The organism is Leucobacter celer subsp. astrifaciens, assembly GCF_001273835.1.
In the GTDB taxonomy this organism is placed as follows: Bacteria; Actinomycetota; Actinomycetes; order Actinomycetales; family Microbacteriaceae; genus Leucobacter; species Leucobacter celer.
The window spans coordinates 14422-38359 of record NZ_JHEI01000139.1 but is presented as its reverse complement, the minus strand read 5'-3'; the positions used below and the strand labels follow the sequence as shown (position 1 = coordinate 38359).

At 70.6% G+C, this 23938-nt stretch carries 19 protein-coding genes and 1 tRNA gene; 4 read left to right on the top strand and 16 right to left on the bottom strand.

Annotation, left to right across the window (positions count from 1 at the left end; all coding sequences use genetic code 11):
* The first annotated feature begins 4 nt into the window (after window positions 1-4).
* Both cysK and cysE read left to right on the top strand, forming a co-directional pair.
* Window positions 5-940, top strand: a complete 936-nt coding sequence (cysK, locus tag AMS65_RS12360) for a cysteine synthase A (RefSeq protein WP_053384482.1) — start codon at window positions 5-7, stop codon at window positions 938-940.
* 178 nt (window positions 941-1118) lie between these two features.
* A complete protein-coding gene (gene cysE, locus AMS65_RS12355) occupies window positions 1119-1688 on the top strand; it encodes a serine O-acetyltransferase (protein ID WP_053384481.1) in 570 nt (189 codons plus the stop codon).
* 27 nt (window positions 1689-1715) lie between these two features.
* Here cysE and AMS65_RS12350 read toward each other — a convergent pair whose 3' ends face one another.
* The 10 genes from AMS65_RS12350 to AMS65_RS12305 form a co-directional block, all read right to left on the bottom strand.
* A complete protein-coding gene (locus tag AMS65_RS12350; protein WP_053384480.1) occupies window positions 1716-3107 on the bottom strand; it encodes an MFS transporter in 1392 nt (463 codons plus the stop codon).
* A gap of 275 nt (window positions 3108-3382) precedes the next feature.
* Window positions 3383-3931, bottom strand: a complete 549-nt coding sequence (locus tag AMS65_RS12345) for a GNAT family N-acetyltransferase (protein ID WP_053384479.1) — start codon at window positions 3929-3931, stop codon at window positions 3383-3385.
* A 97-nt stretch (window positions 3932-4028) separates the two neighbouring features.
* Window positions 4029-4847, bottom strand: coding sequence for a type IV toxin-antitoxin system AbiEi family antitoxin domain-containing protein (locus tag AMS65_RS12340; protein WP_053384478.1), 819 nt, complete (start codon window positions 4845-4847; stop codon window positions 4029-4031).
* A gap of 285 nt (window positions 4848-5132) precedes the next feature.
* The gene (gene prfA / locus AMS65_RS12335) at window positions 5133-6206 is read right to left on the bottom strand and encodes a peptide chain release factor 1 (protein ID WP_053384477.1); all 1074 of its coding nucleotides are present in this window, start codon (window positions 6204-6206) and stop codon (window positions 5133-5135) included.
* Complete coding sequence (rho, locus tag AMS65_RS12330; RefSeq protein WP_053384580.1) at window positions 6206-8224, bottom strand: transcription termination factor Rho; 2019 nt, start codon at window positions 8222-8224, stop codon at window positions 6206-6208. The genes prfA and rho overlap by 1 nt, the downstream gene beginning before the upstream one ends.
* A 224-nt stretch (window positions 8225-8448) precedes the next feature.
* Window positions 8449-9381 carry a homoserine kinase gene (gene thrB, locus AMS65_RS12325; protein WP_053384579.1) on the bottom strand — a complete coding sequence of 311 codons (933 nt, stop codon included), beginning with the start codon at window positions 9379-9381 and terminating at the stop codon, window positions 8449-8451.
* A gap of 11 nt (window positions 9382-9392) precedes the next feature.
* Complete coding sequence (locus AMS65_RS12320) at window positions 9393-10703, bottom strand: homoserine dehydrogenase (protein WP_053384476.1); 1311 nt, start codon at window positions 10701-10703, stop codon at window positions 9393-9395.
* Complete coding sequence (gene lysA, locus AMS65_RS12315; RefSeq protein ID WP_053384475.1) at window positions 10700-12139, bottom strand: diaminopimelate decarboxylase; 1440 nt, start codon at window positions 12137-12139, stop codon at window positions 10700-10702. The genes AMS65_RS12320 and lysA overlap by 4 nt, the downstream gene beginning before the upstream one ends.
* Window positions 12140-12426: 287 nt before the next feature.
* Window positions 12427-13851, bottom strand: coding sequence for an APC family permease (locus tag AMS65_RS12310; protein WP_053384474.1), 1425 nt, complete (start codon window positions 13849-13851; stop codon window positions 12427-12429).
* 37 nt (window positions 13852-13888) lie between these two features.
* On the bottom strand, window positions 13889-14986 hold the full coding sequence (locus AMS65_RS12305) for an alcohol dehydrogenase catalytic domain-containing protein (RefSeq protein ID WP_053384473.1): 1098 nt from the start codon (window positions 14984-14986) through the stop codon (window positions 13889-13891).
* Window positions 14987-15145: 159 nt separating this feature from the next.
* On the opposite strand from AMS65_RS12305, the gene AMS65_RS12300 reads away from it, so the two are divergent.
* On the top strand, window positions 15146-16582 hold the full coding sequence (locus tag AMS65_RS12300) for a PucR family transcriptional regulator (RefSeq protein WP_053384578.1): 1437 nt from the start codon (window positions 15146-15148) through the stop codon (window positions 16580-16582).
* Window positions 16583-16642: 60 nt separating this feature from the next.
* Here the strand turns inward: AMS65_RS12300 and AMS65_RS12295 are convergent, their stop codons facing one another.
* The 3 genes from AMS65_RS12295 to AMS65_RS12285 form a co-directional block, all read right to left on the bottom strand.
* The gene (locus tag AMS65_RS12295; protein WP_053384472.1) at window positions 16643-17404 is read right to left on the bottom strand and encodes an LmeA family phospholipid-binding protein; all 762 of its coding nucleotides are present in this window, start codon (window positions 17402-17404) and stop codon (window positions 16643-16645) included.
* 7 nt (window positions 17405-17411) lie between these two features.
* On the bottom strand, window positions 17412-19085 hold the full coding sequence (gene argS, locus AMS65_RS12290; RefSeq protein WP_053384471.1) for an arginine--tRNA ligase: 1674 nt from the start codon (window positions 19083-19085) through the stop codon (window positions 17412-17414).
* Between the two features lie 214 nt (window positions 19086-19299).
* Window positions 19300-19375 (bottom strand) — tRNA-Arg (locus tag AMS65_RS12285).
* Window positions 19376-19502: 127 nt separating this feature from the next.
* On the opposite strand from AMS65_RS12285, the gene AMS65_RS12280 reads away from it, so the two are divergent.
* Window positions 19503-20042, top strand: coding sequence for a YbaK/EbsC family protein (locus AMS65_RS12280; RefSeq protein ID WP_053384470.1), 540 nt, complete (start codon window positions 19503-19505; stop codon window positions 20040-20042).
* A gap of 84 nt (window positions 20043-20126) precedes the next feature.
* On the opposite strand, the gene AMS65_RS12275 is transcribed toward AMS65_RS12280, so the two are convergent.
* From AMS65_RS12275 to AMS65_RS12265, 3 genes are all read right to left on the bottom strand, one after another.
* The gene (locus AMS65_RS12275) at window positions 20127-20780 is read right to left on the bottom strand and encodes a dihydrofolate reductase family protein (protein ID WP_053384469.1); all 654 of its coding nucleotides are present in this window, start codon (window positions 20778-20780) and stop codon (window positions 20127-20129) included.
* A gap of 74 nt (window positions 20781-20854) precedes the next feature.
* Window positions 20855-22345, bottom strand: a complete 1491-nt coding sequence (locus tag AMS65_RS12270; protein WP_053384468.1) for an MFS transporter — start codon at window positions 22343-22345, stop codon at window positions 20855-20857.
* 176 nt (window positions 22346-22521) lie between these two features.
* On the bottom strand, window positions 22522-23934 hold the full coding sequence (locus AMS65_RS12265) for an L-serine ammonia-lyase (protein ID WP_053384467.1): 1413 nt from the start codon (window positions 23932-23934) through the stop codon (window positions 22522-22524).
* Between the last annotated feature and the right edge of the window lie 4 nt (window positions 23935-23938).

Here is a 23938-nt window from a genome sequence, read left to right as displayed (position 1 = left end):
GCGCATGTCACGCACCTACGACAACATCACCCAGGCGTTCGGCAACACGCCCCTCGTTCGACTCAACCGGGTCACCGAGGGCGCTGAGGCCGAGGTGTTCGCGAAGCTCGAGTTCTACAACCCCGCCGGCTCCGTGAAGGACCGCATCGGCATCGCCATCATCGATGCCGCAGAGCAGTCGGGCGCGCTGCAGCCCGGCGGCACCATCGTGGAGGGCACGAGCGGCAACACCGGCATCGCCCTCGCCTTCGTCGGTGCGGCGCGCGGCTACCGCGTGATCCTCACCATGCCCGAGACGATGAGCATCGAGCGCCGCAAGCTCCTCGCCGCCTACGGCGCGGAGATCGTGCTCACCGAGGGACCGCTCGGCATGAAGGGGGCCGTCGCGAAGGCCGAGGAGATCGCCGCGAACACCCCGGGCGCGATCCTCGCCCAGCAGTTCGCCAACCCGGCCAACCCCGCGATCCACCGCTCCACCACTGGTCCCGAGATCTGGAACGACACCGACGGTCAGGTCGATGTGCTCGTCTCCGGCATCGGCACCGGCGGCACGATCACCGGCGCCGGCGGCTACCTCAAGGAGCAGAACCCGAACATCCGCGTCGTCGCGGTCGAGCCCATCGACTCGCCGCTGCTCACCGAGGGCAAGGCCGGCCCGCACAAGATCCAGGGCCTCGGCGCGAACTTCGTGCCCGACATCCTCGACCGCGAGATCTACGACGAGGTCATCGACGTCACCCTCGCCGATTCGATTGCCAAGGCCCGCGCCCTCGGCACCGACGAGGGCATCCTCGCCGGCATCTCCGGCGGCGCTGCCGTGTGGGCCGCCACCCAGGTGGCGAAGCGCCCCGAGAACGCCGGCAAGAAGATCGTGGTCGTGGTGCCCGACTTCGGCGAGCGGTACTTCTCGACGGTCCTGTTCGAGGATCTCGAGGTCTAGCACCTCTCCGGCAGCGGGCTCGCGCGAGAATCCTCCGCGCGGGCCCCTGCTCGTATCCGGAGCGGGCGTCTGCGGAAGATATGGGATCTGCGGAACATATGCCGGTGCGCTCCCGAAATCGCATATCTCCTGCAGATCCCATAGCTTGTGCTGGTAGAGGTCGAGCAGAAAGGGCGCTGTGAGCATCTTCTCCCGCATCCGCGAAGACATCGGTGCCGCGAAGGCCGGCGATCCCGCCGCCCGGAGCGGCATCTCGGTGTTCCTGATCTATTCGGGCCTGCACGCCGTGTGGTGGCACCGTCTCTCGCACTCCCTCTGGAAGCGCGGCATGCGCTTCCTGCCGCGAGCGCTCTCCCAGCTCCTGCGCTTCTTCACCGGCATCGAGATCCACCCGGGCGCGACGATCGGCCGGCGGCTGTTCATCGACCACGGCATGGGCGTGGTGATCGGCGAGACCGCCGTGATCGGCGACGATGTGCTCATCTACCACGGTGTCACGCTCGGCGGCACGGGCCACAGCCGCGGCAAGCGGCACCCGACCATCGGCGACCGGGTCGTCATCGGGGCCGGCGCGAAGGTGCTCGGCAACATCGAACTGGGGCACGACAGCGCGGTCGGCTCGAACGCCGTCGTGGTGCACTCGGCACCGCCGTGGACCACGCTCACCGGCATCCCCGCGCAGGGACGTCCCCGCCGCGGCGCTCCCCTGGCCGAGACCCCGGATCTCGCGGACTTCTACGTCATCTGAATCTGCGGCAGGGCCCGCGGCGGCTGGTCAGCGCAGCCGGCGCCCGTGCTCCTGCATCCAGCCCTTCGTGCGGCGATGCTCGATCACGATCATGGTGATCCCGAGCAGCCAGAACGGGATCTGCACCGCGAACGCCACGCGGAACGCGCCGAGCGAGTAGTGCTCCGGCGATCCCGCGCCCTGCAGATCGAGCACCAGTCCGATGAGCAGGATCACGAGCAGCGAGGCCGTGAACCCCGCGGTGTTGACGAGACCGGTGCCGAAGCCCGCGAAGCTGCGCGGCGTGTGCGAACGCGACACCTCGAACGCGATCATCGATGCAGGCCCGCCGAGCGGCATCACCACGAGCAGCAGGATGAGCAGCCACAGCGGCGGCGCGTCCGGCCAGAGCAGCACCGCGATCCAGACCGCCGCGATCGCCGCGGTGATCGCGACGTTGATCCAGACGCGGCGCTCCACGAATCGCGAGCTGATCGGCCCGAGCACCAAACCCGCCAGCATCGAGGAGATCACGGTGAGGCTGAGCAGCCCGCCGGCCGCGGCCGGGGAGAGCCCCACCCCGCCCACCAGGAACGGCGTGCCCCAGAGCAGGATGAACACGTTCGCGGCGAACGGCGAGGTGAAGTGCACCCAGTACGCGAGGCGCACCCCGGGGATGCGCAGCAGGCGTCGCGCCCGCGACCAGAAGCCCAGGCCGCGCATGCGGGGCTCCTTCATGACGGGAATCATCTCGGTGGCGGGGGGCGACATCTCGATGACGCCTGTCGCGGGCGGGGTCGCGAGGGATCGCGCCTCCCGGCTGGTGCGGCCCCGACGACCGATCATCCGTTCGAACAGCGTGCCGTCCCCCGGCTGGTTGCGCAGCACGAACACGCCGAGCAGCGCGACCAGCAGCCCGACAGCCGCGACGCCGAGGAAGCCGTTGGTCCAACCCGCGATCCCCACGAGCAGCGCGAGCGGTGTCACCGAGACGAGCTGCCCCGCCTGCCCGATGAGACCCGTCAGCTGGCTCACCGTCGGCAGCTGCCGCAGCGCGAACCACTCGGGCAGTATGCGCATCACGCTGATGAAGGTGCAGGCGTCTCCCGCTCCCACAAGCACGCGGGCGAGGATCGCGAGGCTCACGTCCGGCGCGGTCGCCATGACCGTCTGCCCGATGACCATGAGCACGCCGCCGCCGAGAATCATGTTCGTCGATCCGAAGCGGTCGAGCAGCACTCCCACCGGGATCTGCAGCCCGGCGTACACGATGAGCTGGATCATCGCGAACATCGACAGCGTGGTCGCGTCGATGCCGAAGTGCTCCTGGGCGGCGGGGCCGAGAGCCGAGAGCGAGGACCTGTTGACGATGGCGACCGCGTAGGCGAGCGCCGCGACTCCCCAGACGACCCAGGGAAGCAGGGGCCGCGCGGTTCGCATATGTCCCATGCTATCGGCCCCGTGCACTGGATACCCGCGGCCGACGGCTTCCTCCTCGCCGAAGCCGAGCCGAGTGTTCGAGACCGGTGCCTCCGGCGCGGACAGTTCGGCCGGGAGGGGGCGAGTCGCTCCCGCTGGAGGGGTGATCCCGCGCGCAGCGGAGCGGCTCAGCCGCAGAGGAGGGTCAGCCGCGCGGGAGCTGGGGCGCGAGGCGGGGCCGCGACGAGCTGAACCTTCGAGGGGTTCAGCCGCGCGGGACTTCGTCGCGAGGGAGTTCAGTCGCGAGGGGGCAGTGGCGGGCCGTCGGGGAAGTCGCTGCGGGTGAGATCGAGGAAGACCGCGTCCTCGAGGTGCCCGCCCGGGCGCACCTGGTAGTCGCGCAGCACGCCGATGCGCTGGAACCCGAGGCGCTCGTAGCTGCGGATCACACCCTCGTTGTGGATGTTGGGATCGAGCGTGATGCGTGTGATGCCGTCGGCGAACTCAGCCCGGATCGCGAGCGCGAGCGCCTCTTCTCCGATGCGACGACCTCGGAAACGGGTGCCGATGAAGATGTGCATGACGGTGGTCGGGTACTCCGGATCCTCGCCGCGGAGCACGTACAGCGCACCCGTGCACTCCCCTTCGACCTCGATGATGCGGGTGACATCGGGGGCCGCGATGAACTCCTCGCGCACGCGCTCGGGGGTGTAGCCGACCCACCACTCCGCCACCTCGGGCTCGGAGAGGATCGCGAAGAGCGGGGCTGCGTCGTCCTCGCGCGGCGCGCGCAGGGTGACGAGGGGGCCGACGATGGGCTCGGCGAGTGCGGTCGAGGCGGTCATGCTCTCAGAGTAGCCGGTCGCCCCGTCGATTCGTGCCCGCCCTCGAAAAGCGGCGATGCGACGGTTTCGCCGTGCCGGCGCGCCATTCCCAGTGTGCTCATGCCAGATGCAGTCCTTGGGCCACCGCTTCCATCACCTGCAGCTGGATCTCGTGCCAGTGGAACATCACCTGGGTGTACCCGACACGGATCACGTGATAGCCGCGCAGCTTCAGGAAGGCATCGAATTCGTTGTCCTCGTCGCGCTGTTTCCCGGTGTGGTCCGCACCGTCGATCTGCAGGACCAGCCGCTCCCCGATCAGCAGGTCCACACGATGTCCGAACAGATGCGCCTGCGGCAAGAGCGGGACACGAAGCCATCTCAGCCGCGACGCCGCGAGGCTCTCGAGCCCCGAATCGGAGAACGGTCGGCTGACCTCGAGCAGATGCCGGGCTCGACCGCGAAACGGAAGTCGGGAGAGGGACGCCAGATCGACCATTCGCTTGTTCAGCGCGGACTCCCAGATGACCAGCGCGCGCTCGAGCGGCTGACAGCCGGCAACGTACTGCAGCACGTTCTGGATCGGGTCCTCCAGCGCCCCTGGCGCCCGCGGCACCACGGGATGCCCCCAGTGCACCACGCACCCGGGCGCTTCCGCACGGGCGGCACTCGAAGCGGCGACGTGCCGCTGTGGGACCGCGATCGTCCAGAGACCGAGCCGCCGCGCCTGGGACACGCAGCTCAGCACCACCCCGTGTCTCGCGGCGTAGAGCAGCTCGGGGTCGGCCCCCGGAAGCGCCAGCCACCCCCGGCGTGGACGGGTCACCTCACCACGGCCGATCGCCGCCGCGATCCGGTACTCCGAGGCGCCCCTCGCCAGAAGGGCACTGGCGCGCGCGACGCCGCCTTCCGAGCTGAGAAGCGAGACCACTGACATGCTTCAAGCCTGGTGCCTCCAGGGCCGCGCTCGGAGCCCTTTCGCCGCATCCGTGGACAACAAGGCAAGGACCCCCGAAAAGGCCAAGGTGTGAGCGAAGCTCGCCCCGGAGGTGCCGGGGCGGCAAAGGCGTGCATCGGGGATCCGGCTTCGGTGAGACGAATTCGCGTGAATTCGTCTCACCGAAGCCGGATCTCTGACCGACGCCCGGCGCACGACCGAGGCCGAGGCCGAGGCCGAGGCCGAGGCCGAGGCCGAGGCCGAGGCCGGAGGCGGGAACCCGCCCTACTGCCCGAGCGCCTTCAACCGATCCTCTTCGTCCATGCGGATGCAGGACTCGATGACCGGATCCAGCGCGCCGTTCATGACCGCGTCGAGGTTGTACGCCTTGTACCCCGTGCGGTGGTCGGCGATGCGGTTCTCGGGGAAGTTGTACGTGCGGATGCGCTCCGAGCGATCCATGGTGCGGATCTGGCTGGAGCGGTGCGCCGACGCCTCCGCCGCGGCCTCCTCGGCCTGCCTGGCGAGCAGCCGGGCCCGGAGCACGCGCATCGCGGCCTCACGGTTCTGCAGCTGCGACTTCTCGTTCTGCATGGCCACCACGATGCCCGTGGGGAGGTGGGTGATGCGCACGGCCGAGTCGGTCGTGTTGACCGACTGGCCTCCGGGGCCGCTCGAGCGGTAGACGTCGATCTTGAGGTCGTTCTGGTTGATATCGACCTCCTCCGGCTCGTCCACCTCGGGGTACACGAGCACACCCGTGGTCGATGTGTGGATGCGTCCCTGCGACTCGGTGACGGGCACGCGCTGCACGCGGTGCACGCCGCCCTCGTACTTGAGGTGCGCCCACACACCCTGGGACGGATCGGAGGCGTTCGCCTTGATCGCGATCTGCACGTTCTTGTAGCCGCCGAGATCGCTCTCGTCGGCCTCGAGCATCTCGGTCTTCCAGCCCTTGGACTCCGCGTAGTGCATGTACATGCGCAGCAGATCGGCGCCGAACAGGGCCGACTCGGCCCCGCCCTCGCCGCCCTTGATCTCGAGGATCACGTCGCGGGCGTCGTCCGGATCGCGCGGGATCAGCAGCCGCCGCACCTTCTCCTGCGCCTCGGCCAGCGACTCCTCGAGCACCGGGACCTCCTCGGCGAAGGCCTCGTCCTCCTTGGCCAGCTCCCGCGCAGCTGCGAGATCGTCGCCGAGCTGCTGCCACTGCTCGTAGGCCGCCTTGATCTTGCTGAGCTCGGCGTAGCGACGGTTCACCTTCTTGGCACGCCCGGCATCGGCGTGCAGCGCCGGATCGGCGAGCTCGTCCTGCAACCGGGCGTGCTCGACGAGCAGATGCTCGACCTGCTCGAACATCAGAACTTGCCGGAGCGCTGGATCTCTGCGAGCAGCGCCGCATTCGACTCGGTGGCGCGCAGCCGCTCGAGCACCTTCTCGGAGGCGTCGTCGTCGCTCAGCGCCGCACGGATGGTCGAGAGCACCGCGGCCTCGCCCGCGCTCAGCATCGCGTCGGCGTTGCGGGTGAGCGATGCCGGGAGGTCGACGACGGGCGCGAGGCCCGGCAGCGACTTCTCGAAGCGGATCTCGTTGTTGACGACCGCGCGCACCTCGCGCAGCAGCATCTTGTCAGCGTCGATACCGGTCTTGGCGTGCACGGTCGCGAGCACGGTGAGCGAGCCGCCGTTCTCCACGTTGCGAGCCGCTGCGAGCAGACGCTTGATCTGGCCGAGCGCGAACTCGTCGATCTCGTCGAGACCCGGACGGGCCGCGGTGTGCTGCGCCTGCGCGTACGCCCGCGCCAGACGGTTCAGGGAGTCGACCAGCACGACCACATCGTGACCGAGCTCGACCAGGCGCTTGGCCCGCTCGATCGCCAGCTCCGCGATCGTGGCCTGATCCTCAGCGGGACGGTCGAAGGTCGCGACGACGACCTCCCCCGGGATGGTGCGCTGCAGCTGGGTGGCCTCCTCGGGCTGGGCATCTGCCAGCACGAGCATGAGGTGCGCCTCGGGCTTGTTCGCGCTGACGGCCTGCGCCAGCTCGGCGAGCACGGGCACGCCGGCCTGTCGCGCGGGCAGCACCAGCAGGCTGCGCTGGCCGAGGCCGATGGGAGCCACGACATCGATCGCGCGGCCCAGCAGGCGATCGGCCGCGGTCTCCAGGCGCAGGCGCTCCTGCGGGAAGACGGGGGTCAGCTCGGCGATGTCGGCGCGCTTCTCGTTCTCCTCGACCGGACGGGCGTTGACACTGTCGATCTTGACGATCGCGTTGTACTTCTGGCGTCCCCCGCCATCGCCCTCGCGGGGCTGGCGGATCGCACCCACCACGGCGTCGCCGCGGCGCAGGCCGTACTTCTTGACCTGGCCGAGCGAGACGTACACGTCGCTCGTGCCCGGCAGGTAGCCGCTCGTGCGCACGAAGGCGTAGTTGTCGAGCACGTCGAGGACACCCGCGATGGGCAGCAGCACGTCATCCTCGGTGATCTCCGGCTCGAGATCGTCGCTCTGACCGCGACGCTTGCGGTCGCGCTGGCGGGTGCGGCTCGAGCGGGACGCATTGTCGCCGTTCTTGTCGTTCTTGTCGCCGCCGTTCTGCGCCTGGCCGCGACCCTTGCCCTCGTCGTTCGTCGTGTTCTGCTCGCCGGCCTCGCTCGACTCGGCGGCCTCGCCCTTCTGCGCGCGGCCGCGGCCGCGACGGTTGCGGCCCTGCTTCTCGCCGTCGCCGGCACCCTGATCGCTCTCGGGCTTGGATCCCTCGGCCTTGGAGTTCTCCGGCTTCGAGCCCTCGGACTTCGCGCCCTCGGCGGCGGTCTCGCCCTGCTCAGCCTCGGGGGCTGCTTCCGCAACCTGAGCGCGACGGTTGCGTCCGCGCTTCGTCGGCGCGGCCTCGGCGGCCGGCTCGGTCGCGGCCGGCTCGGCGGCATCGCTCGCCGCGGCCTCGGCGGCCGGCTGCTCGGCAGGGGTCTCGGCGGCGGGAGTCTCCTCGACGGGCGCCTCGACGGCCTTCTTCCGGCTCCGCGTGGCGCGCTTCTTCGGCGCCTCGACGGGTGCCTCCTCGGCCGCGGCTTCCGGAGCCGCAGTCGGCTCCGCGGCCTCGCTCGTCGCGGCCTCGGCGGTGGGCTCCTCGACGGGCTTCTTCCGGCTTCGGGTCGCCCGCTTCTTGGGTGCAGCGGCCGGCGCCTCAGCGGCCGGAGCCTCAGCAGCCGGCGCTTCAGCAGCCGCCGGTGCGGCGTCCGCAGCCGGGGCCGGGGACTCGACGGCCACGGTCTCGCTGGTGGCTCCCGCGGCGGCGGTCACCCGACGCGAAGCGCGCCGGCGCACCGGCGCGGTCTCCTCTGCGGGCGTGCTGGTGGTGGTCTCTTCGTTCGTTTCCACGTTCTTCCTCTCGGAACGGCGCCGGAACAGCGTGCGCATTCGGCTTCGCCTTCCCGCGCTGGTGCACAGATGTGCGTATCGGGATCACCGGACGAATGGTCGCGGTGAGGAAATCGATCCACATCCCACGATGGTGAGGCGAGCGGTGATTGCTCACAGCCCGGAGTCTCTGCCCGTGATTCGCACTGGAACCGTCTCGGTCTCGGCGACACGAACTCACGCGGTTATGAAGGGATCGACTCCACTGTAGCACCCTTCGTGTCGACGGCCAGGATCAGCGACCGCCACTCCTCGTGGCGCTCGGCCACGAGGTCCGCGGCGCTGAGACGCTCCGCGGGACTGTTCGCGAGCACGAGGATCGAGGGGCCGGCGCCCGACACCACGGCGGGGTGGCCGGCCGCTCGCAGCTCGCCGATCAGGTCGCGGGTGGCGGGCATCGCATCGCCGCGGTAGTTCTGGTGCAGGCGATCCTCGGTGGCCTCCAGCAGCAGCTCGGGGCTCTGTGTGAGCGCCGCGATGAGCAGCGCCGAGCGCGACACGTTGAACACCGCGTCCTCGTGCGGCACGTGCTTGGGCTGCAGGCTGCGGGCCAGCTCCGTCGACATGGTGAAGCTCGGCACCAGCACGAGGGGCGCGACGCCGCGGTGCACCATGAGCTTCTTGAAGCGCGGGCCCTGCTCGGTGGTCCAGGCGATCGTGAGTCCGCCGAAGAGCGCCGGCGCGACATTGTCGGGGTGGCCCTCGAGCGCGGTCGCGAAGGCCAGCAGCTCGTCCTCGGTCAGCTCCACCGGGTCGACCGGGTCGCTCTGCAGCAGGCCGGCCGCGATCATCACGCCGGCGACGATCGCCGATCCCGAGGACCCCATACCACGCCCGTGCGGAATGCGGTTGTGCGCCGTGATCTCGAGCCCCGGCACGGGACGCCCGAGCTGTTCGAAGACATACGCGGCCGAGCGCACCACCAGGTTCGACTCATCGGTGGGCACCTCGCCCTCGCCGACGCCGGTCACGCGCACGGTCGCTCCGGGCTCTTCCCGGGTCGTCGCCACGAGCTCGTCGCCGTAGGCGAGAGCGATGCCGAGCGTGTCGAATCCCGGTCCGAGGTTGGCGCTCGTCGCCGGCACGCGCACGCGCACCGCGCGCGCCGGGTGCGGCATGGATCCCGCGCTCACTCGTTGCCCTCCAGCCGCAGCACGCTGGTGACGTTCAGCACCACGTCTGCGGCGCGCAGCGCGGCGACGGTCGCGGCGAGATCGGACTCGCGGGCGACGTGGGTGCCGATGACCAGCGACGCGCGCGCCTCGGCGCCCTGCGCCACCGACTGCTCGACGCTCGCGGCCGAGACGCCGTGCTCGGCGAGGATGCCGGCGATACTCGCGAGCACACCCGGCTCATCGCGCACGTCGAGCATGATCTGGTAGGCCGTGTTGACCTCGCCCACGGGCAGGATCGGCAGCTCGGCGTGCAGCGATCCGGCGATGCCGGGACCGCCGACCACGTGGCGGCGCGCGGCCGAGACGAGGTCGCCCAGCACGGCCGAGGCGGTCTCGGCACCGCCGGCGCCCGCGCCGTAGAACATCAGCTCGCCGGCCGCCTCGGCCTCGACGAAGACGGCGTTCTTGCCCTCGTGCACCGCGGCCAGCGGGTGATCGCGGCGGATGAGCGCGGGATACACGCGCGCCGAGACGCCGTCGACGCCGTCGGCCGAGGTGATGCGCTCGGCGATCGCGAGCAGCTTGATCACGTAGCCGGCGCTCTTGGCGGCCTCGACCTGCTCGGCGGTGATGCCGGTGATGCCCTCGCGGTGCACTGCGTCGACGGGAACCTCGGTGTGGAAGGCGATGCTCGCGAGGATCGTGGCCTTCTGCGCCGCATCGTAGCCCTCGACGTCGAGGGTCGGGTCCGCTTCGAGGAATCCGAGCTCGCTCGCGACTCGCGCCGCGTCCTCCGCGCTGTCGCCGAAGCGGTCCATGCGGTCCAGGATGTAGTTGGTGGAGCCGTTGACGATCCCCATCACGCGGGTGATGTGGTCGCCGGCGAGGCTCTCGCGCAGCGGGCGCAGGATCGGGATCGCTGCTGCCACGGCCGCCTCGTAGGAGAGCTGCGCGCCGACCTGCTCGGCCGCGTCGGAGAGCTCGGGACCGTGCTCGGCGAGGAGCGCCTTGTTGGCCGTCACGACGTCGGCGCCGCCCTGCAGCGCCTGCTTGATGAGCGTGCGCGCGGGCTCGATGCCGCCCATGAGCTCGATCACGATGTCGGCGCCCTGCACCAGCCGCTCGGCATCGGTGGTGAAGAGCTCGCTCGGCAGCTCGACGTCGCGCTTGGAGTCGAGATTGCGCACCGCGATGCCGGAGAGCGTCAGACGCGCGCCGATCCGCGCGGCGAGTTCGTCTCCGTGCTCGAGGATGAGCCTGGCCACCTGTGCTCCGACCGAGCCGCAGCCCAGCAGCGCAACACGCAGATCACGGTACCCGTTCACTTGGTTTCTCCGTTCGTGTGTTCTTCCTGTCCGAAGATGCTCTTCGCCAGCAGCTCGTCCTCGGTCTCACCGCGCACGATGAGCCGCGAGCCGCCGTCGCGCACCGCCACGACCGGTGGCCGCGGCACATAGTTGTAATTGCTGGAGAGCGACCAGCAGTAGGCTCCGGTCGCCGCGACGGCCAGCGTGTCGCCCGGGCGCACGTCGCCGGGCAGCAGGTCCCGCTGCACCACGATGTCGCCGGCCTCGCAGTGCTTGCCCACCACGCGCACGAGCGCAGGGTCGGCCTCGCTCGGGCGATTGGCGATGCGCACCTGGTAGTCGGCTCCGTAGAGGGCCGGCCTGGCGTTGTCGCTCATGCCGCCGTCGACGCTCACGTAGAGGCGTTCCGCGTATCCCAGGTCGGCGGGATCGGCATCGGCGTCCGAGCCGGCCAGCTGCACCGCCTTCGTCGTGCCGACGGTGTACAGCGTCACCCCGGCCTGGCCGATCACCGCGCGCCCGGGCTCGAAGGCGAGCCGCGGCACCGCGATCCCGAACTCTTCGGCGCTCTCGACGACGATGTCGGCCAGCTCGCGCGCGATCTCGGCGATCGCCGGGGCCTCGTCCGCCTGCGCGCTCGTGTAGGCGATGCCGAAGCCGCCGCCGAGGTTGAGCTCGGGGATCGATCGACCGGCCAGGCGCTCGAGCTCGGGGTAGGCGCTCAGCAGACGTCTCGCCGACTCGCGGAAGCCGTCGGCGGCGAAGATCTGGGAGCCGATATGGCAGTGCAGTCCGACGAAGTCGAGGCTGTCGTGGGAGAGGATCGCGGCGACGAGCCGCGGCGCCTCCGCGAGGGGCTGCCCGAACTTCTGATCCTCGTGCGAGGTCGCGAGGAAATCGTGGGTCGACGCGTGCACGCCGCTGTTGACGCGCAGTCGCACGCGCTGGCGCACACCGGCGGCCTCGGCTGCGGCGGCGACCCGCTCCGTCTCGATCTCGCTGTCGATGATGATCGTGCCGACGCCGGCGTCGACGGCGCGGGCGATCTCGCGCTCCGACTTGTTGTTGCCGTGGAATCCGATGCGCGCGGGATCGACGCCGGCCGCGAGAGCCACGGCGAGCTCACCGCCGCTCGCCACGTCGACGGCCAGCCCCTCCTCCGCCATCCAGCGGGCCACCTCCACACACAGGAAGGCCTTGCCCGCGTAGTACACCGTGGCGGTCGTGCCGATCCGCTCCGCCTCCCGCTGCAGGGCCTCGCGCACCTCGCGCGCGCGATCCCGCGCCGCCTGCTCGTCGACCACGTACAGCGGCGATCCGTACCGCTCGATGAGCTCGGTCGCGCGAATCCCGCCGAGCTTGAGCTGACCGCACTCGCGGCCGCGGCGCGCGGTCGGCGGGAACACGCGCGGGTCGATGGCGTTGGGATCTGCAGCGAGCTGCGTCTGCGTCATCGTTCGCTCCTGGGGTCTGCGTTCTGCGGAACGGCCGGACTGCGCCGACCGGCGGTCTGAGTGGCGTTCGTGCGCGCTCGCGGGCCGTCGAGCAGCCGATGGCGAGCGGACCCGGTTTGGCCCCTGAAGCCGTGCGAACGCAGAGGCACGGCCTCTCAGAACGAACCAGATCAGTGTAGCGTGCCGCGTATTCCCGTGACGCCCGTGTTGCAGCGGGTCCGCGGGAACGCAGGAGCGGGCCGATCGCGATTCCGCGACCGGCCCGCCTGCGCTCCCCCGTCGGTCTCCTAGCCGACGCCCTCGAGCATCTCCGTGTGGGTGTTGCCCACGTTCTTCAGCACCTCCGGCCGATTGGCCTTGATCCACCAGAACCGCACGAAGGCGAGCAGCATGGTGCCGACGAAGAGGTACGGGATCACGTTGAGCGGGAACGCGGGAATCGGCCAGACGTTGGCGAAGAACACGTACGTCATCGCCACGACCGCCACCACGGCGCAGAGCCACACCAACCGGTTCGGTATTCCTGCCCGCCGCGTGTAGATGACCCCGGCGATCGCGACGAGCGCGTAGGCCACCATGTAGCCGTAGGTTCCGTAGGTGTCGACCCAGACCACGATGTCCATCGGGTGGGTGCCGATGAGGAGCAGGATGATGTCGAGCACGATCGCCGCGGGACCGGCGATGAGCAGCACGCGGTGCGGGGTGAGGTGGGTCTCGTGCGTGCGTCCGAAGCGCTCCGGGGCGATACCCTCCTTGCCCATCACGTAGATGATGCGGCCCACGACGTTGAGCGGCGCGACGACCACCGCGAAGAACGACGCCGCCACGCCGAACACGAGCACCGGTGCGAACCAGGCGGGCATGCCGATCCGGTCGTTGATCTCCTGCAGCGGGCTCGCGACCTCGCCGAGCTCATCGCCGAGCACCGCGATCTGCGTGTAGGCGGCGAAGACGTACAGCACACCGACGACCACCGCGCTCCACATGATGGCCCGCGGGATCGCGGTGTGCGGGTTGCGCGCCTCACGTCCGAGCGCGTCGGCCGAGGAGAACCCGACGAAACCGAGGATGCCGAGCACCATGCCCGCGGCGACCCCCTGGAACGGCACGCCCTCGAACGAGAACTGGGCGGGATCCCAGGCGTCGGGTCCGAGCCAGGCGAGCGCCGCCACCAGCAGCACGACGATGATGAAGACCGACACGAGCTCGAGCACCAGAGAGATCCGGGCCGAGATGCGGATGCCGCGGATCGTGAAGAAGGTGGCGAGGCCGCCGATGACGATCGTGAGCGCGACCAGCCACGCGGTGCTCGTGGCGGGGACGCCGAACAGCTGCAGCAGGTCGGAGGCGTAGGAGACCGCACCCCCGAGGGAGCCCGCGGCGATGCCCCAGGAGCCGATCAGCAGGGCGACGCCCGCGGCGAAGGCGCCGGTGGGGCCGAGCCCCTTCGAGACGTAGGTGTAGAGGGATCCCGCCGAGGCATGCCTGCGCGCGAACACCGAGACGATGTAGCCGACGCAGAGGATCACGACCGTCGCGAGCGCGAAGGCCATCATCGTGCTGTTGCCCGCGCCGAGGAAGATCGCCGCGGCGGTGAAGGCGATGACCGCGCTCGGCGCGATGCTGGCGATGGCCTGGGCCGCGAGTTCGGGGCCTGACATCACCCCCTCGCGCAGGCCGGCGTCGACCTTCCGTTCCGTGGTCTGAGTCATGTTCTCTCCTTTGAGTGAGGTGGGAGGGGTGATGCGGTTACGGGATCAGGAGGGTGCGCAGCACGCCGCCGGCCTCGAGGTCGTCGAACGCTTCCGCGGCCTCGTCGAGCGGGCGACGGCCGGAGATCAGCGGATCCAGCTTCAGCTGGCCGTCCATGTAGCGGTCGACGAGTGCCGGGATGTCGATCGAGGGGCGCACGGAGCCGTAGTTGGAACCGAGGATGCGCTGATCCGCCTCGGCGAGCACGAGCGGCTCGAACGATGCCTTGGCACCGGTGGGCGGCAGGCCGACGACCACCGCCGCTCCGCCGAGACCGAGCATGCGGATCGCCTGCTCGGTCGTGGAGGTGCGGCCGATGGCGTCGAACGCGTAGTCGACCCCGTCGGGGATGAGCTCGAACAGCTGCTCGACGGCGTCCTTCTCGGAAGCGTCGATGCGATCCGTCGCCCCGAACTGGAGCGCCATGCGCGTCTTCTCGGGAACCACGTCGATCGCGACGATGCGCTCTGCCCCTGCGAGCTTGGCGCCCTGCACCACGTTCAGGCCGACGCCGCCGCAGCCGATCACGGCGACGGTGGCCCCCGGCTCGACGGCGGCCGTGTTGAGCACGGCCCCGACGCCGGTCGCGACCGCGCAGCCGACCACGGCGATCACGTCGAGCGGAGCATCGTCGCGCACCTTGATCGCACCCGAGGCCGGCACGACGGCCTCCTCGGCGAACGATGAGACCCCGAGGTAGTGGTGCAGCTGCTCTCCGTCTCGGCTGAGGCGCGAGGTGCCGTCGAAGAGCACACCCTGCGGGGCGACGACCGTGGCCACTTTCTGGCAGCGCGCCTCGTGCCCCTGCAGGCAGTACCGGCACTCGCCGCAGGGCGGCACCCAGCTCAGCACGACGTGATCGCCGACGGCGAGCGAGGTGACGCCCTCGCCGAGTTCGACGACCACGCCGGATCCCTCGTGCCCCATGATCATCGGGGCGGGAGCGTCCCACTCCCCTCGCTTGACGTGCAGGTCCGAGTGGCAGACGCCCGCGGCGGCGATTCGCACGCGCACCTCGCCGGCCTTCGGGGCCGCGAGATCGACGTCCGCGATCTCCACGCGAGTCTCCGGGTTGCGGAAGACCACCGCTTTCATGTGCACTCCTTCGTCGCTCGATTCACATTCATCGCGCCGACCCCCGGGAGTTCCCGGGCAGTGGCGACTGAGGAGATGCTACGGACCGCGCGGGCCGCTTGTCACTGCACCAGAGAGCGATACCTTCGGTCTTTGATCGACACTTGGTACACTCGCGTCGTGGCTCTGGATCTCTCGGCGATCGTTCGTGCGGTCGGCGGCGTCTGCCTCGTGGGCCGGCTCCCCGAGCGCACGCCCGTCGACGGCGTCGCAGAACTCGAAACCTTCGTCGTCGTCGGCAACCCCGAGTACGCCACGCTGATCACCGGATCGCCCGGGAGTCTGCTCCGAGAGCTGCGGGCCGAGGGAGCCGGACGGGGCGACCTGACAGGAGCTGTCTACGTCGACTCGACCGACGGGCCGGAGGTGCGCGAGGAGCTCGCGCGCCACGGGATGACCGCGATCCTGGGAACCAGACTCGAGGGGATCGCGCTGCACACCACCCTCACCGCCCTGATCGCGGACGATCGGGCAGCAGCGGACCGGCTGGTCACGGCCGGCATGAACGTGCTGACCCAGGTGGCCAGACGCGGGGGCGTCACCGCGGTCATCGCCGAGCTCGCCCGCCGCATCGACGGCTGGGCCGTGCTGCTCGACGCGCAGGGGCAGCTCGTCGCGAGCGCGGGCGCCGGGCGTCTGCACATCTCCGACGCCGCGGCCCTCGCGCTCGGCCGCCCGGTGCGCGTGCGCCACGACGGGCTCCAACTGCACCAGGTCGGGTCCGACCGGGATCTGGCCGGCTACCTCGTCATCGCCACGCGGTCGAGCCGCACGAGCCACTCCCGCGACCTCGCCTCTCTCGCGGCCGCCCTGTTCGACCTGCTGCTGCGCACGCACGATCCCTCGCTCACCGAGCATCTCGGGCGGGAGGCGCTGCTCGAAACACTGCTCGCGGGCGGCGAGAGCGCCCGCGAGCTGCTGCGCCGCTGGGGCGTCCATGAGTCGAGCCTGACCGCCTTCGCGCTCGGGGCGAAGACCCGCACGATCGATCTGGAGCGCCTGCTCCGCCGATGGTTCGACGAGCTCGGTGCCGAGCACGTCTTCGCAGCGGACCACGACCGCATGCGCGGATTCGTGCGCGACGACCTGGCGGCCGAACTCGCGCAGCGGGTCGAGTCGTTCAGCCCGGTCGCGGGGCGCCGCGTGCACCTCGGGCTCGGGGCGCCCGCGCCGGCCGAGGCGCTGTCGCGCAGTGCCGTGCAGGCGCGACAGGCGCTCGACACCGCCCTCGAGGACGGCCAGCAGGTGGTCTCGTACGCGGCGCTCCCCACCGTCGACCTGGTGCTCTCGACGCTCGACGACGCCTCGGGCGAGGAGCTCGCGACGGTGCTCGATCCGCTGCGGGATCCGGCGGGGGCCCACGGAGAGCTCACGAGGACGCTGCGCGTGTTCCTCTCCGCCCACGGCGGTCACCGCGCGAGCGCAGCTCGGCTCGGCATCCACCGTCAGACCCTCGTATCGCGCATCCGTCGCGTCGAGGATCTGACCGGCTTGTCGATGGACCGGGCCGACGACCGTGCGGCGGCCTGGCTGGCGCTGCGGGCCTCCGGCTTCTGAGACGCCGGCTGCTGAGGCGCCGGCTCCGCGAACGGCGGCGTTCGCGACCGGGAGGGCGGATCAGCCGCAGCTGCCGGGCTCGAGCTGAGCGGCGTCGGAGAGGATCCCGGGATCGAGGTCGGCCTCGATCCTCACCGATCCCGTACTCGAGAGCACGATGTCGGTCAGCGTGACGCCCGCGGGAACGCGATCGCGCACGCACACGGTCTGGGGCTGCAGGATCGGGTCGAGGAGCGATCCGGTTGCCTGGGAGATCTGCTCGGCGCTGAGGTCGAGGCCGGCGGCGTTGACCCCGCGCGGCTGGATCTCCACGTCCCCGTCGTGCACCGCGAGCCCGATGCGGGCCGTGAGCGTCAACTTCTGGCCGAACGCCTCGACCGTGCGCCCGACCGCCAGCTCGCCACCGTGCACCTCGCCCGTCTGCGCGACACCGGCCGTGAGCAGGGAGATGACCGAGCCGAGCTGTTCCTTGGGCACGGTCAGCGAGGCCGTGCCCCCGTTGATCTCGCCCGACTGGGGATCGAAGGGCGAGAAATCGGCGTGCACCCTGGCGTCGACCGGGATGCCCTCGACCAGCGGAGCATCCGGGATCTCGACGCTCACGTCTCCGATGCCTCCGCGCACCGCGTGCAGCAGCGCCGATCCGCCGAGTGACACCTCGACGGGATGATCATCGGTGAGCTGCAGCTGGTCGCGCACGATGCTGCCGATCACCCCGGGGATGATGAGCCGCAGCGCGACCTCCGCCGCCCCCGCGAGCAGCGCGATGCCGAGCAGCACCCCGAGGATCCGGAGCCACCAGCGCCCCTTGCGCACCGCCATGCGATCCCTACAGCCGCTCGGGGGCGGAGACCCCCAGCAGGTCGAGGCCGTTGCGCAGCACCTGACCAGCCGCGTCGTTGAGCCACAGACGCGTGCGATGCAGGTCGCCGAGCTCCTCGCCGGCGAGCGGCAGCACACGGCAGTTGTCGTACCAGCGGTGGTAGGCCGCCGCCAGCTCCTCGAGGAAGCGCGCGATGCGATGCGGCTCCCGCAGCTCGGCGGCGCCCGCGACGATGCCGGGGTACTGCTGCAGCTTGCCCAGCAGCTCGGCCTCGGTCTGATGCGTGAGCAGCTCGGGGGCGAAACCGTCTTCTCGCCGCACGCCGGCCTCGGCCGCGTTGCGATCGACCGCGCAGGTGCGGGCGTGGGCGTACTGCACGTAGAAGACCGGGTTGTCGTTCGAGCGGCTGCGCACCTTCTCGCCGTCGAGCGCCAGCGGCGAATCGGCCGGGTAGCGGGCCAGCCAGTAGCGCAGCGCGTCGGAGCCGAGCCACTCGAGCAGGTCGTCGAGCTCGATGATGTTGCCCGCGCGCTTGGAGAGGCGGGCCCCGTTGAGGTTGACGAGCTGGCCGATGAGCACCGTGATGTCGGTCTCGGTGTTGTCGCCGGCGGCACCGGCGATGGCGGTCAGCCGGCCGATGTAGCCGTGGTGGTCGGCACCCAGCAGGTAGATCTTCTCGCCGAAGCCGCGATCCTTCTTCGAGAGGTAGTAGGCGGCGTCGGCGGCGAAGTAGGTGTAGATGCCGTTGCCGCGGGTGAAGACGCGATCCTTGTCGTCCCCGAAGTCGGTGGTGCGCACCCAGATCGCGCCGTCCTCCTCGAAGACGTGCCCCTGCTCGCGCAGGCGGTCCACGGCGGCGGCGATGGGGCTCGGCTCGCCGTTCTCCCCGTCCGTGTGCAGCGTGCGCTCCGAGAAGAAGACGTCGAAGTGCACGTTGAAGCGCTCGAGCGAGTCCTGGATCTCGGCGAGCTGCAGCTGGTAGCCGAGCTCCTGCGCCTGCTCGAGGGCAGCCGCGCGGTCGCTCGCGGCGAGTGCGGCGAGATCCGGGAGCTGCTCGCGGATGCGCGCGCCGAGCGTCTTGATGTACTCGCCCGGGTAGGCGTCTTCCGGGGCCTCCTCGCCGAGCGCTGCGGCGAGCACGGAACGCCCGAACTTGTCCATCTGCGCGCCCGCGTCGTTGATGTAGTACTCGCTCGTCACCTCGGCGCCGGCCGCGCGCAGCACGCGCGCCGTCGAGTCGCCGAGAGCCGCCCAGCGGGTGTGCCCCATGTGCAGCGGCCCGGTGGGGTTGGCGCTCACGAACTCGAGATTGATCTTCTGGCCCGCGAGCGCGTCGCCCCGCCCGTAGGCCTCGCCCTGCTCCACCGCACGGCGCGCGGTCTCGCCCGCGCTGGCCGCGTCGAGGGTGATGTTGATGAAGCCGGGACCCGCGATCTCGGCCTTCGCCACTCCCTCGATCGCGATGGCTCGCTCGGCGATCTCCTGCGCCAGTTCGCGCGGATTCGTGCCGATGCGCTTCGCGAACTTCATCGCCGCGTTCGAGGCCCAGTCGCCGTGCTCCCGATTCTTCGGGCGCTCTACCTGCGTGTCCTGATCGGTGATCACGATGTCGGCGCCGCGGGCGGCGACGAGATCGGTCAGGATGCGGGCGAGGGCACTGGCGAGTTCTTGTGGCGTCACGAGGATCCAGTCTACTCGCGGTCGGCTGTGCGCTTCGCCTCCCGTCTCAGTTCGCGCGAGGCCTCCCGTCCTGCATTCGCGCGCCAGTAGATGTCACCAAACCTGAGGCGAGGCAGCAACTACTGACGCGCGTAGAAGGGGGGCCACCGCCCGATCCGCTACAGACAGACGAAAGGCCTCCACCGCTGTAACGGTGGAGGCCTCTGCTGTTGTCTGGTGCCCCCGGAGGGATTCGAACCCCCGACCTACGGTACCGGAAACCGGCGCTCTATCCCCTGAGCTACGGAGGCGAGCAAGTCGACAACAGCGACAAGCCTAGCGCACATTTGCGGCGCCCCGCGCATCGCCGCATCGCTTCGCCATCGCTCGGCTCGGCTAGGCTCGGACCGGATCCCGAACCCCTGACACCGGAGTGTGATGATGCCCCTGGACCTGCTTCCCGCCGCCGACGCCCCCGAGTTGCTCGCAGCACCCGTGCGCGACGCGGTCGCGCAGCTCGACCCGACCGTATCGGCGAGCATCCGGGTGGCGGGGATCGACGCCGAGCTGGCCGACACCGCCGCCTTCTGCGAGGCCTACGGCGTGGAACCCGCCGCCTCGGCCAACTGCATCGTCGTGGCGGGTCGCCGCGGCGACGACGTCACCTACGCCGCCTGCGTCGTGCTCGCGACGACAAGAGCCGACGTCAACAAGACCGTGCGCAAGCTGCTCGAGGCGCGCAAGGCGAGCTTCGCCCCGATGGATGAGGCGGTCTCGCTCACGGGCATGGAGTACGGCGGCATCACCCCGCTCGGCCTGCCGGAGGGGTGGCGGATCCTCGTCGACTCGCGCGTGCGCGAGGTGCCCGAGGCGATCATCGGCGCCGGGATCCGGGCCGCCAAGATCGCGCTGCCCGGCGAGACGCTGTGCGCGCTCCCCGGCGTCGAGCTGATCGAGGGGCTCGCGACGGAGGTCTGATACCCGCCGCACTCGAGACGGACGCCGGCCGATCAGGCGGTCAGCACCGCTTGCGCGGGTCCTCGGCCGGGCCGGATCGGCGGATCAGCGACGGGTGAAGGTCAGGTGCGTCACGCCGCTCGGCGTCGTCACCGACTCGGTGTCGTAGTCGCCTTCCCAGCTCTCCAGCCCGGTCCAGAGGGAGACACCGCGACCGAGCAGGATGGGCACCTGCACGACGTGCAGCAGGTCGACGAGCCCGGCCGCCATGAACTCGCGGACCGTCGTCGGCCCGCCGCCGATCCGCACGTCGAGCCCGTTCGCCAGGGCGAACGCCTGCTCGAGCGCCTCGCCGGGCTCGGCCGAGACGAAGTGGAACGTCGTCTCGCCGAGCTCGATCGGCGGATGCGGCTCGTGCGTCAGCACCAGCACCGGCGAGTGGAAGGGCGGCTCCTCGCCCCACCAGCCGCGCCACTCGGGATCGTGCTGCCATCCGGGCGGGCCGAACTTGCCCGCGCCCATGATCTCGGCGCCGATCCCCTCGAACGACCTCCGGGCGAAGACGTCGTCGGGATCCGACGCGGGGTCGACGGACTGCCGCTCGCGATCCCCCGTCTGCGCTTGGAAGGTCGCCGTCGGGAAGAACCACTCCATGAGCCGGCCGCCCGCGTGGCCGAAGGGCGTGGAGAGCGACTGCCCCTCACCGGTGGCGAACCCGTCGAGGGAGACGGCGATGTTGTGGGCACGTGCGAACGGCATGGCGCCCTCCTTCCGATATCTGCTGCCGAGGATACGCCGAAGCAGGCCGCACGGCACCCGGGAATCGCCCGGAACTAACGATCGTCGAGGGCCTTGCCGCGGCGATCCACGAGCCCCCAGGTCGCACCTGCGGCGATGATGAAGAACACCGAGAACACGGCGAACGTCAGCCCGGCTCCCCCGGCCATCAACAGCAGCGGCACGATCAGCGGTGCCACGATCGACGCGATGCGGCCCACGCCGGCGGCCCAGCCTGCGCCCGTGGCTCGCAGCGACGTGGGGTAGATCTCGGGCGTCACCGCGTAGAGGGCGCCCCACGCGCCGAGGTTGAAGAACGACAGCGCCATGCCCGCGGCGATGATCGCGCCCTCCGTGTGCACCGTGCCGAACACGATCGCCGAGACCGCCGACCCGGCGAGGAACACCGAGAGGGTGAGGCGACGGCCCCACACCTCGATCAGCCAGGCCGCCACCGCGTACCCCGGCAACTGCGCGAGCGTGATGATCAGGGTGAAGCCGAAGGAGCGCACCAGGCTGAACCCGGCATCGACGAGAATGCTCGGGATCCAGATGAACGCGCCGTAGTAGGCGAAGTTGACACAGAACCACACCACCCAGATCGAGATGGTGCGGCCGCGGAACTCTCCCGACCAGAGCGCCGCGAGCCGGGCTCCCGCGGAGGTCGCGAAGCCGCCCTGCGGCGCCGCTGCGAGGGTTGCAGCGGTTGGGGCGGACGCCGCGGGCGCGGCAGGTACGGCGGGCGCGGCCGGTGCAGCGGCCCCAGCAGGCACAGCGGGCGCGGTCGACACATCGGCGGCGGGTCCTTCGGATTCGGGATCCGCGAGCTCGACCGAGGATCCCGGCGCCGCCGTTCCCTGCGCCGACCGCTCGAACTCGGCGACGATGCGCTCGGCCTCCCCGGTGCGGCCCCGGCTCACCAGCCAGCGCGGTGACTCCGGCAGCCCCCACCGCACGACGAGCGCGTACACGGCGGGGATCGCGCCGAGCGCGAAGGCCCAGCGCCAGCCGTTCTCATCGGCGGGCACCACGAAGTAGCCGATCACGGCCGCCGCCGTCCACCCCACGGCCCAGAAGGCCTCGAGGATCACGATGAGTCGGCCGCGGATGCGGGCCGGTGCGAACTCGCTGACGTAGGTCGAGGCGACCGGCAGTTCGGCGCCGAGCCCGAGCCCCACGAAGAAGCGCAGCACGAGCAGCAGTGCGACACCCCCGACGAGCGCGCTGGCCCCGGTGGCGACGCCGTAGACCAGCAGCGTCAGCGCGAAGACCTGGCGACGGCCGAAGCGGTCGGCCAGCAGCCCGCCGAGGCTCGCGCCCACCGCCATGCCCGCGAAGCCGATGGAGGCGATGAGCCCGCTCTCGGCCCTGCTGATCCCCCAGTGCTGGGTGAGCGCCGCGATGATGAACGAGATGAGGCCGACATCCATCGCGTCGAGGGCCCACCCGATCCCCGATCCGGTGAGCACACGACCGTGCTTGCGCGTGAAGGGCAACGCGTCGAGGCGCTGCGAGAGCGAGCCGCCGCTCGCTGGAGTTCCGCTCATGGATTCATAGTAGAGCCCTGCGGATCATCTGGGATCTGCCGAACATATGGCGGATCCCGCGTCGAATCGCATATGTACTGCAGATCGCATATCTTCCGCAGCGCTTGAGGGGGTAATGGCGGGATGGGGAGGAGCTTGGGGTTAGGGGCTCGGAACGCAGGCCGGGATCCCGCGGCTCAGCACTCGATCACGTTGACGGCGAGCCCGCCCAGCGCGGTCTCCTTGTACTTGTCGCTCATGTCCTTGCCCGTCTCGCGCATCGTGATGATGACCTCGTCGAGACTCACGTGGTGCGATCCGTCGCCCATGAGCGCCATCTTGGCGGCGTTGACCGCCTTCGACGCCGCGATCGCATTGCGCTCGATGCAGGGGATCTGCACGAGACCGCCGATGGGGTCGCAGGTGAGGCCGAGGTTGTGCTCCATCGCGATCTCGGCCGCGTTCTCGACCTGCTCGGGGGTGCCGCCGAGCACCTGGGCCAGCCCCGCCGCAGCCATCGACGACGCCGAACCCACCTCGCCCTGGCAGCCCACCTCGGCCCCGGAGATCGACGCCTGCTCCTTGTACAGCACCCCCACCGCGGCGGCGGCCAGCAGGAAGTCCGCGACGACGCGCTGCCGCTCGTCGGGCGACCACCCGCCTGCCCCCGGCGAGTAGTGGGTGGCGTAGAAGAGCACGGCCGGGATGATGCCGGCGGCCCCGTTGGTCGGCGCCGTCACCACACGTCCGCCCGACGCGTTCTCCTCGTTGACGGCGAGCGCCACGAGGTTGATCCACTCCTGCCAGTAGGCGGGATCCCGATCCGGATCCTGCTCGCTCAGCCGACGATGCCACTCCGGCGCCCTCCGGCGCACCTCGAGCCCGCCCGGCAGCACCCCCGTACGCGCGAGGGCCGAGTTCTTGCAGGCCTCCATCACCTCCCAGATGCGGGCGAGCCCGGCGCGCACCTGATCCTCCGAGCGGTGCACGAGCTCGTTGGCGAGCATCACCCCGGCGATCGACAGCCCCGAACGCCGTGCGTGCGCGAGCAGCCCGGCCGCGGTCGTGAACGGGTAGGGGCGCTCGGCGACGGCCGCGTCGAGCTTCTCCTGCACCTCCTGCTCGGCGCCCTCGCGCAGGATGAATCCGCCGCCCACCGAGAAGTACGTCTGCTCCTCGATCGCGTCGCCATCCGCGCCGGTCACGGCGAAGCGCATGCCGTTCGTGTGGCGCGGCAGCACCGTGAGCGGGTGCAGCGCCATGTCGGACACGCCGAACGCGAGTTCGACCGGCGGCACGCCCAGCTCGGCGGCGAGACGCAATCGCCCGGTGGATTCGATGCGCGCGAGCGCACGATCCACCTCCTCGGGCAGCACCCGCTCGGGATCGTGCCCCTCGAGCCCCAGCAGCACCGCGGTGAACGTGCCGTGGCCACGGCCCGTGGCCGCGAGCGAACCGTAGAGATCGACCCGCAGCCCCTCCACCGCGCCCAGCCGATCCAGGTGGCGCAGCCGCTCCACGAAGCTGCGGGCCGCGCGCATCGGACCCACCGTGTGCGAGCTCGACGGCCCGATCCCGACCTTGAACAGGTCGAACACGCTGACGGCCACGCTC

What these genes read in the sequence shown, in the direction of transcription:
- AMS65_RS12275 (WP_053384469.1), bottom strand. Translation starts at nt 20,780, where the DNA reads ATGCCGTTCGCACGTGCCCACAACATCGCCGTCTCCCTCGACGGGTTC.
- AMS65_RS12340 (WP_053384478.1), bottom strand. Translation starts at nt 4,847, where the DNA reads ATGTCAGTGGTCTCGCTTCTCAGCTCGGAAGGCGGCGTCGCGCGCGCC.
- cysK (WP_053384482.1), top strand. Translation starts at nt 5, where the DNA reads ATGTCACGCACCTACGACAACATCACCCAGGCGTTCGGCAACACGCCC.
- AMS65_RS12345 (WP_053384479.1), bottom strand. Translation starts at nt 3,931, where the DNA reads ATGACCGCCTCGACCGCACTCGCCGAGCCCATCGTCGGCCCCCTCGTC.
- prfA (WP_053384477.1), bottom strand. Translation starts at nt 6,206, where the DNA reads ATGTTCGAGCAGGTCGAGCATCTGCTCGTCGAGCACGCCCGGTTGCAG.
- AMS65_RS12280 (WP_053384470.1), top strand. Translation starts at nt 19,503, where the DNA reads ATGATGCCCCTGGACCTGCTTCCCGCCGCCGACGCCCCCGAGTTGCTC.
- AMS65_RS12305 (WP_053384473.1), bottom strand. Translation starts at nt 14,986, where the DNA reads ATGAAAGCGGTGGTCTTCCGCAACCCGGAGACTCGCGTGGAGATCGCG.
- lysA (WP_053384475.1), bottom strand. Translation starts at nt 12,139, where the DNA reads ATGACGCAGACGCAGCTCGCTGCAGATCCCAACGCCATCGACCCGCGC.
- thrB (WP_053384579.1), bottom strand. Translation starts at nt 9,381, where the DNA reads ATGCCGCACCCGGCGCGCGCGGTGCGCGTGCGCGTGCCGGCGACGAGC.
- AMS65_RS12350 (WP_053384480.1), bottom strand. Translation starts at nt 3,107, where the DNA reads ATGCGAACCGCGCGGCCCCTGCTTCCCTGGGTCGTCTGGGGAGTCGCG.
- AMS65_RS12310 (WP_053384474.1), bottom strand. Translation starts at nt 13,851, where the DNA reads ATGACTCAGACCACGGAACGGAAGGTCGACGCCGGCCTGCGCGAGGGG.
- AMS65_RS12270 (WP_053384468.1), bottom strand. Translation starts at nt 22,345, where the DNA reads ATGAGCGGAACTCCAGCGAGCGGCGGCTCGCTCTCGCAGCGCCTCGAC.
- AMS65_RS12295 (WP_053384472.1), bottom strand. Translation starts at nt 17,404, where the DNA reads ATGGCGGTGCGCAAGGGGCGCTGGTGGCTCCGGATCCTCGGGGTGCTG.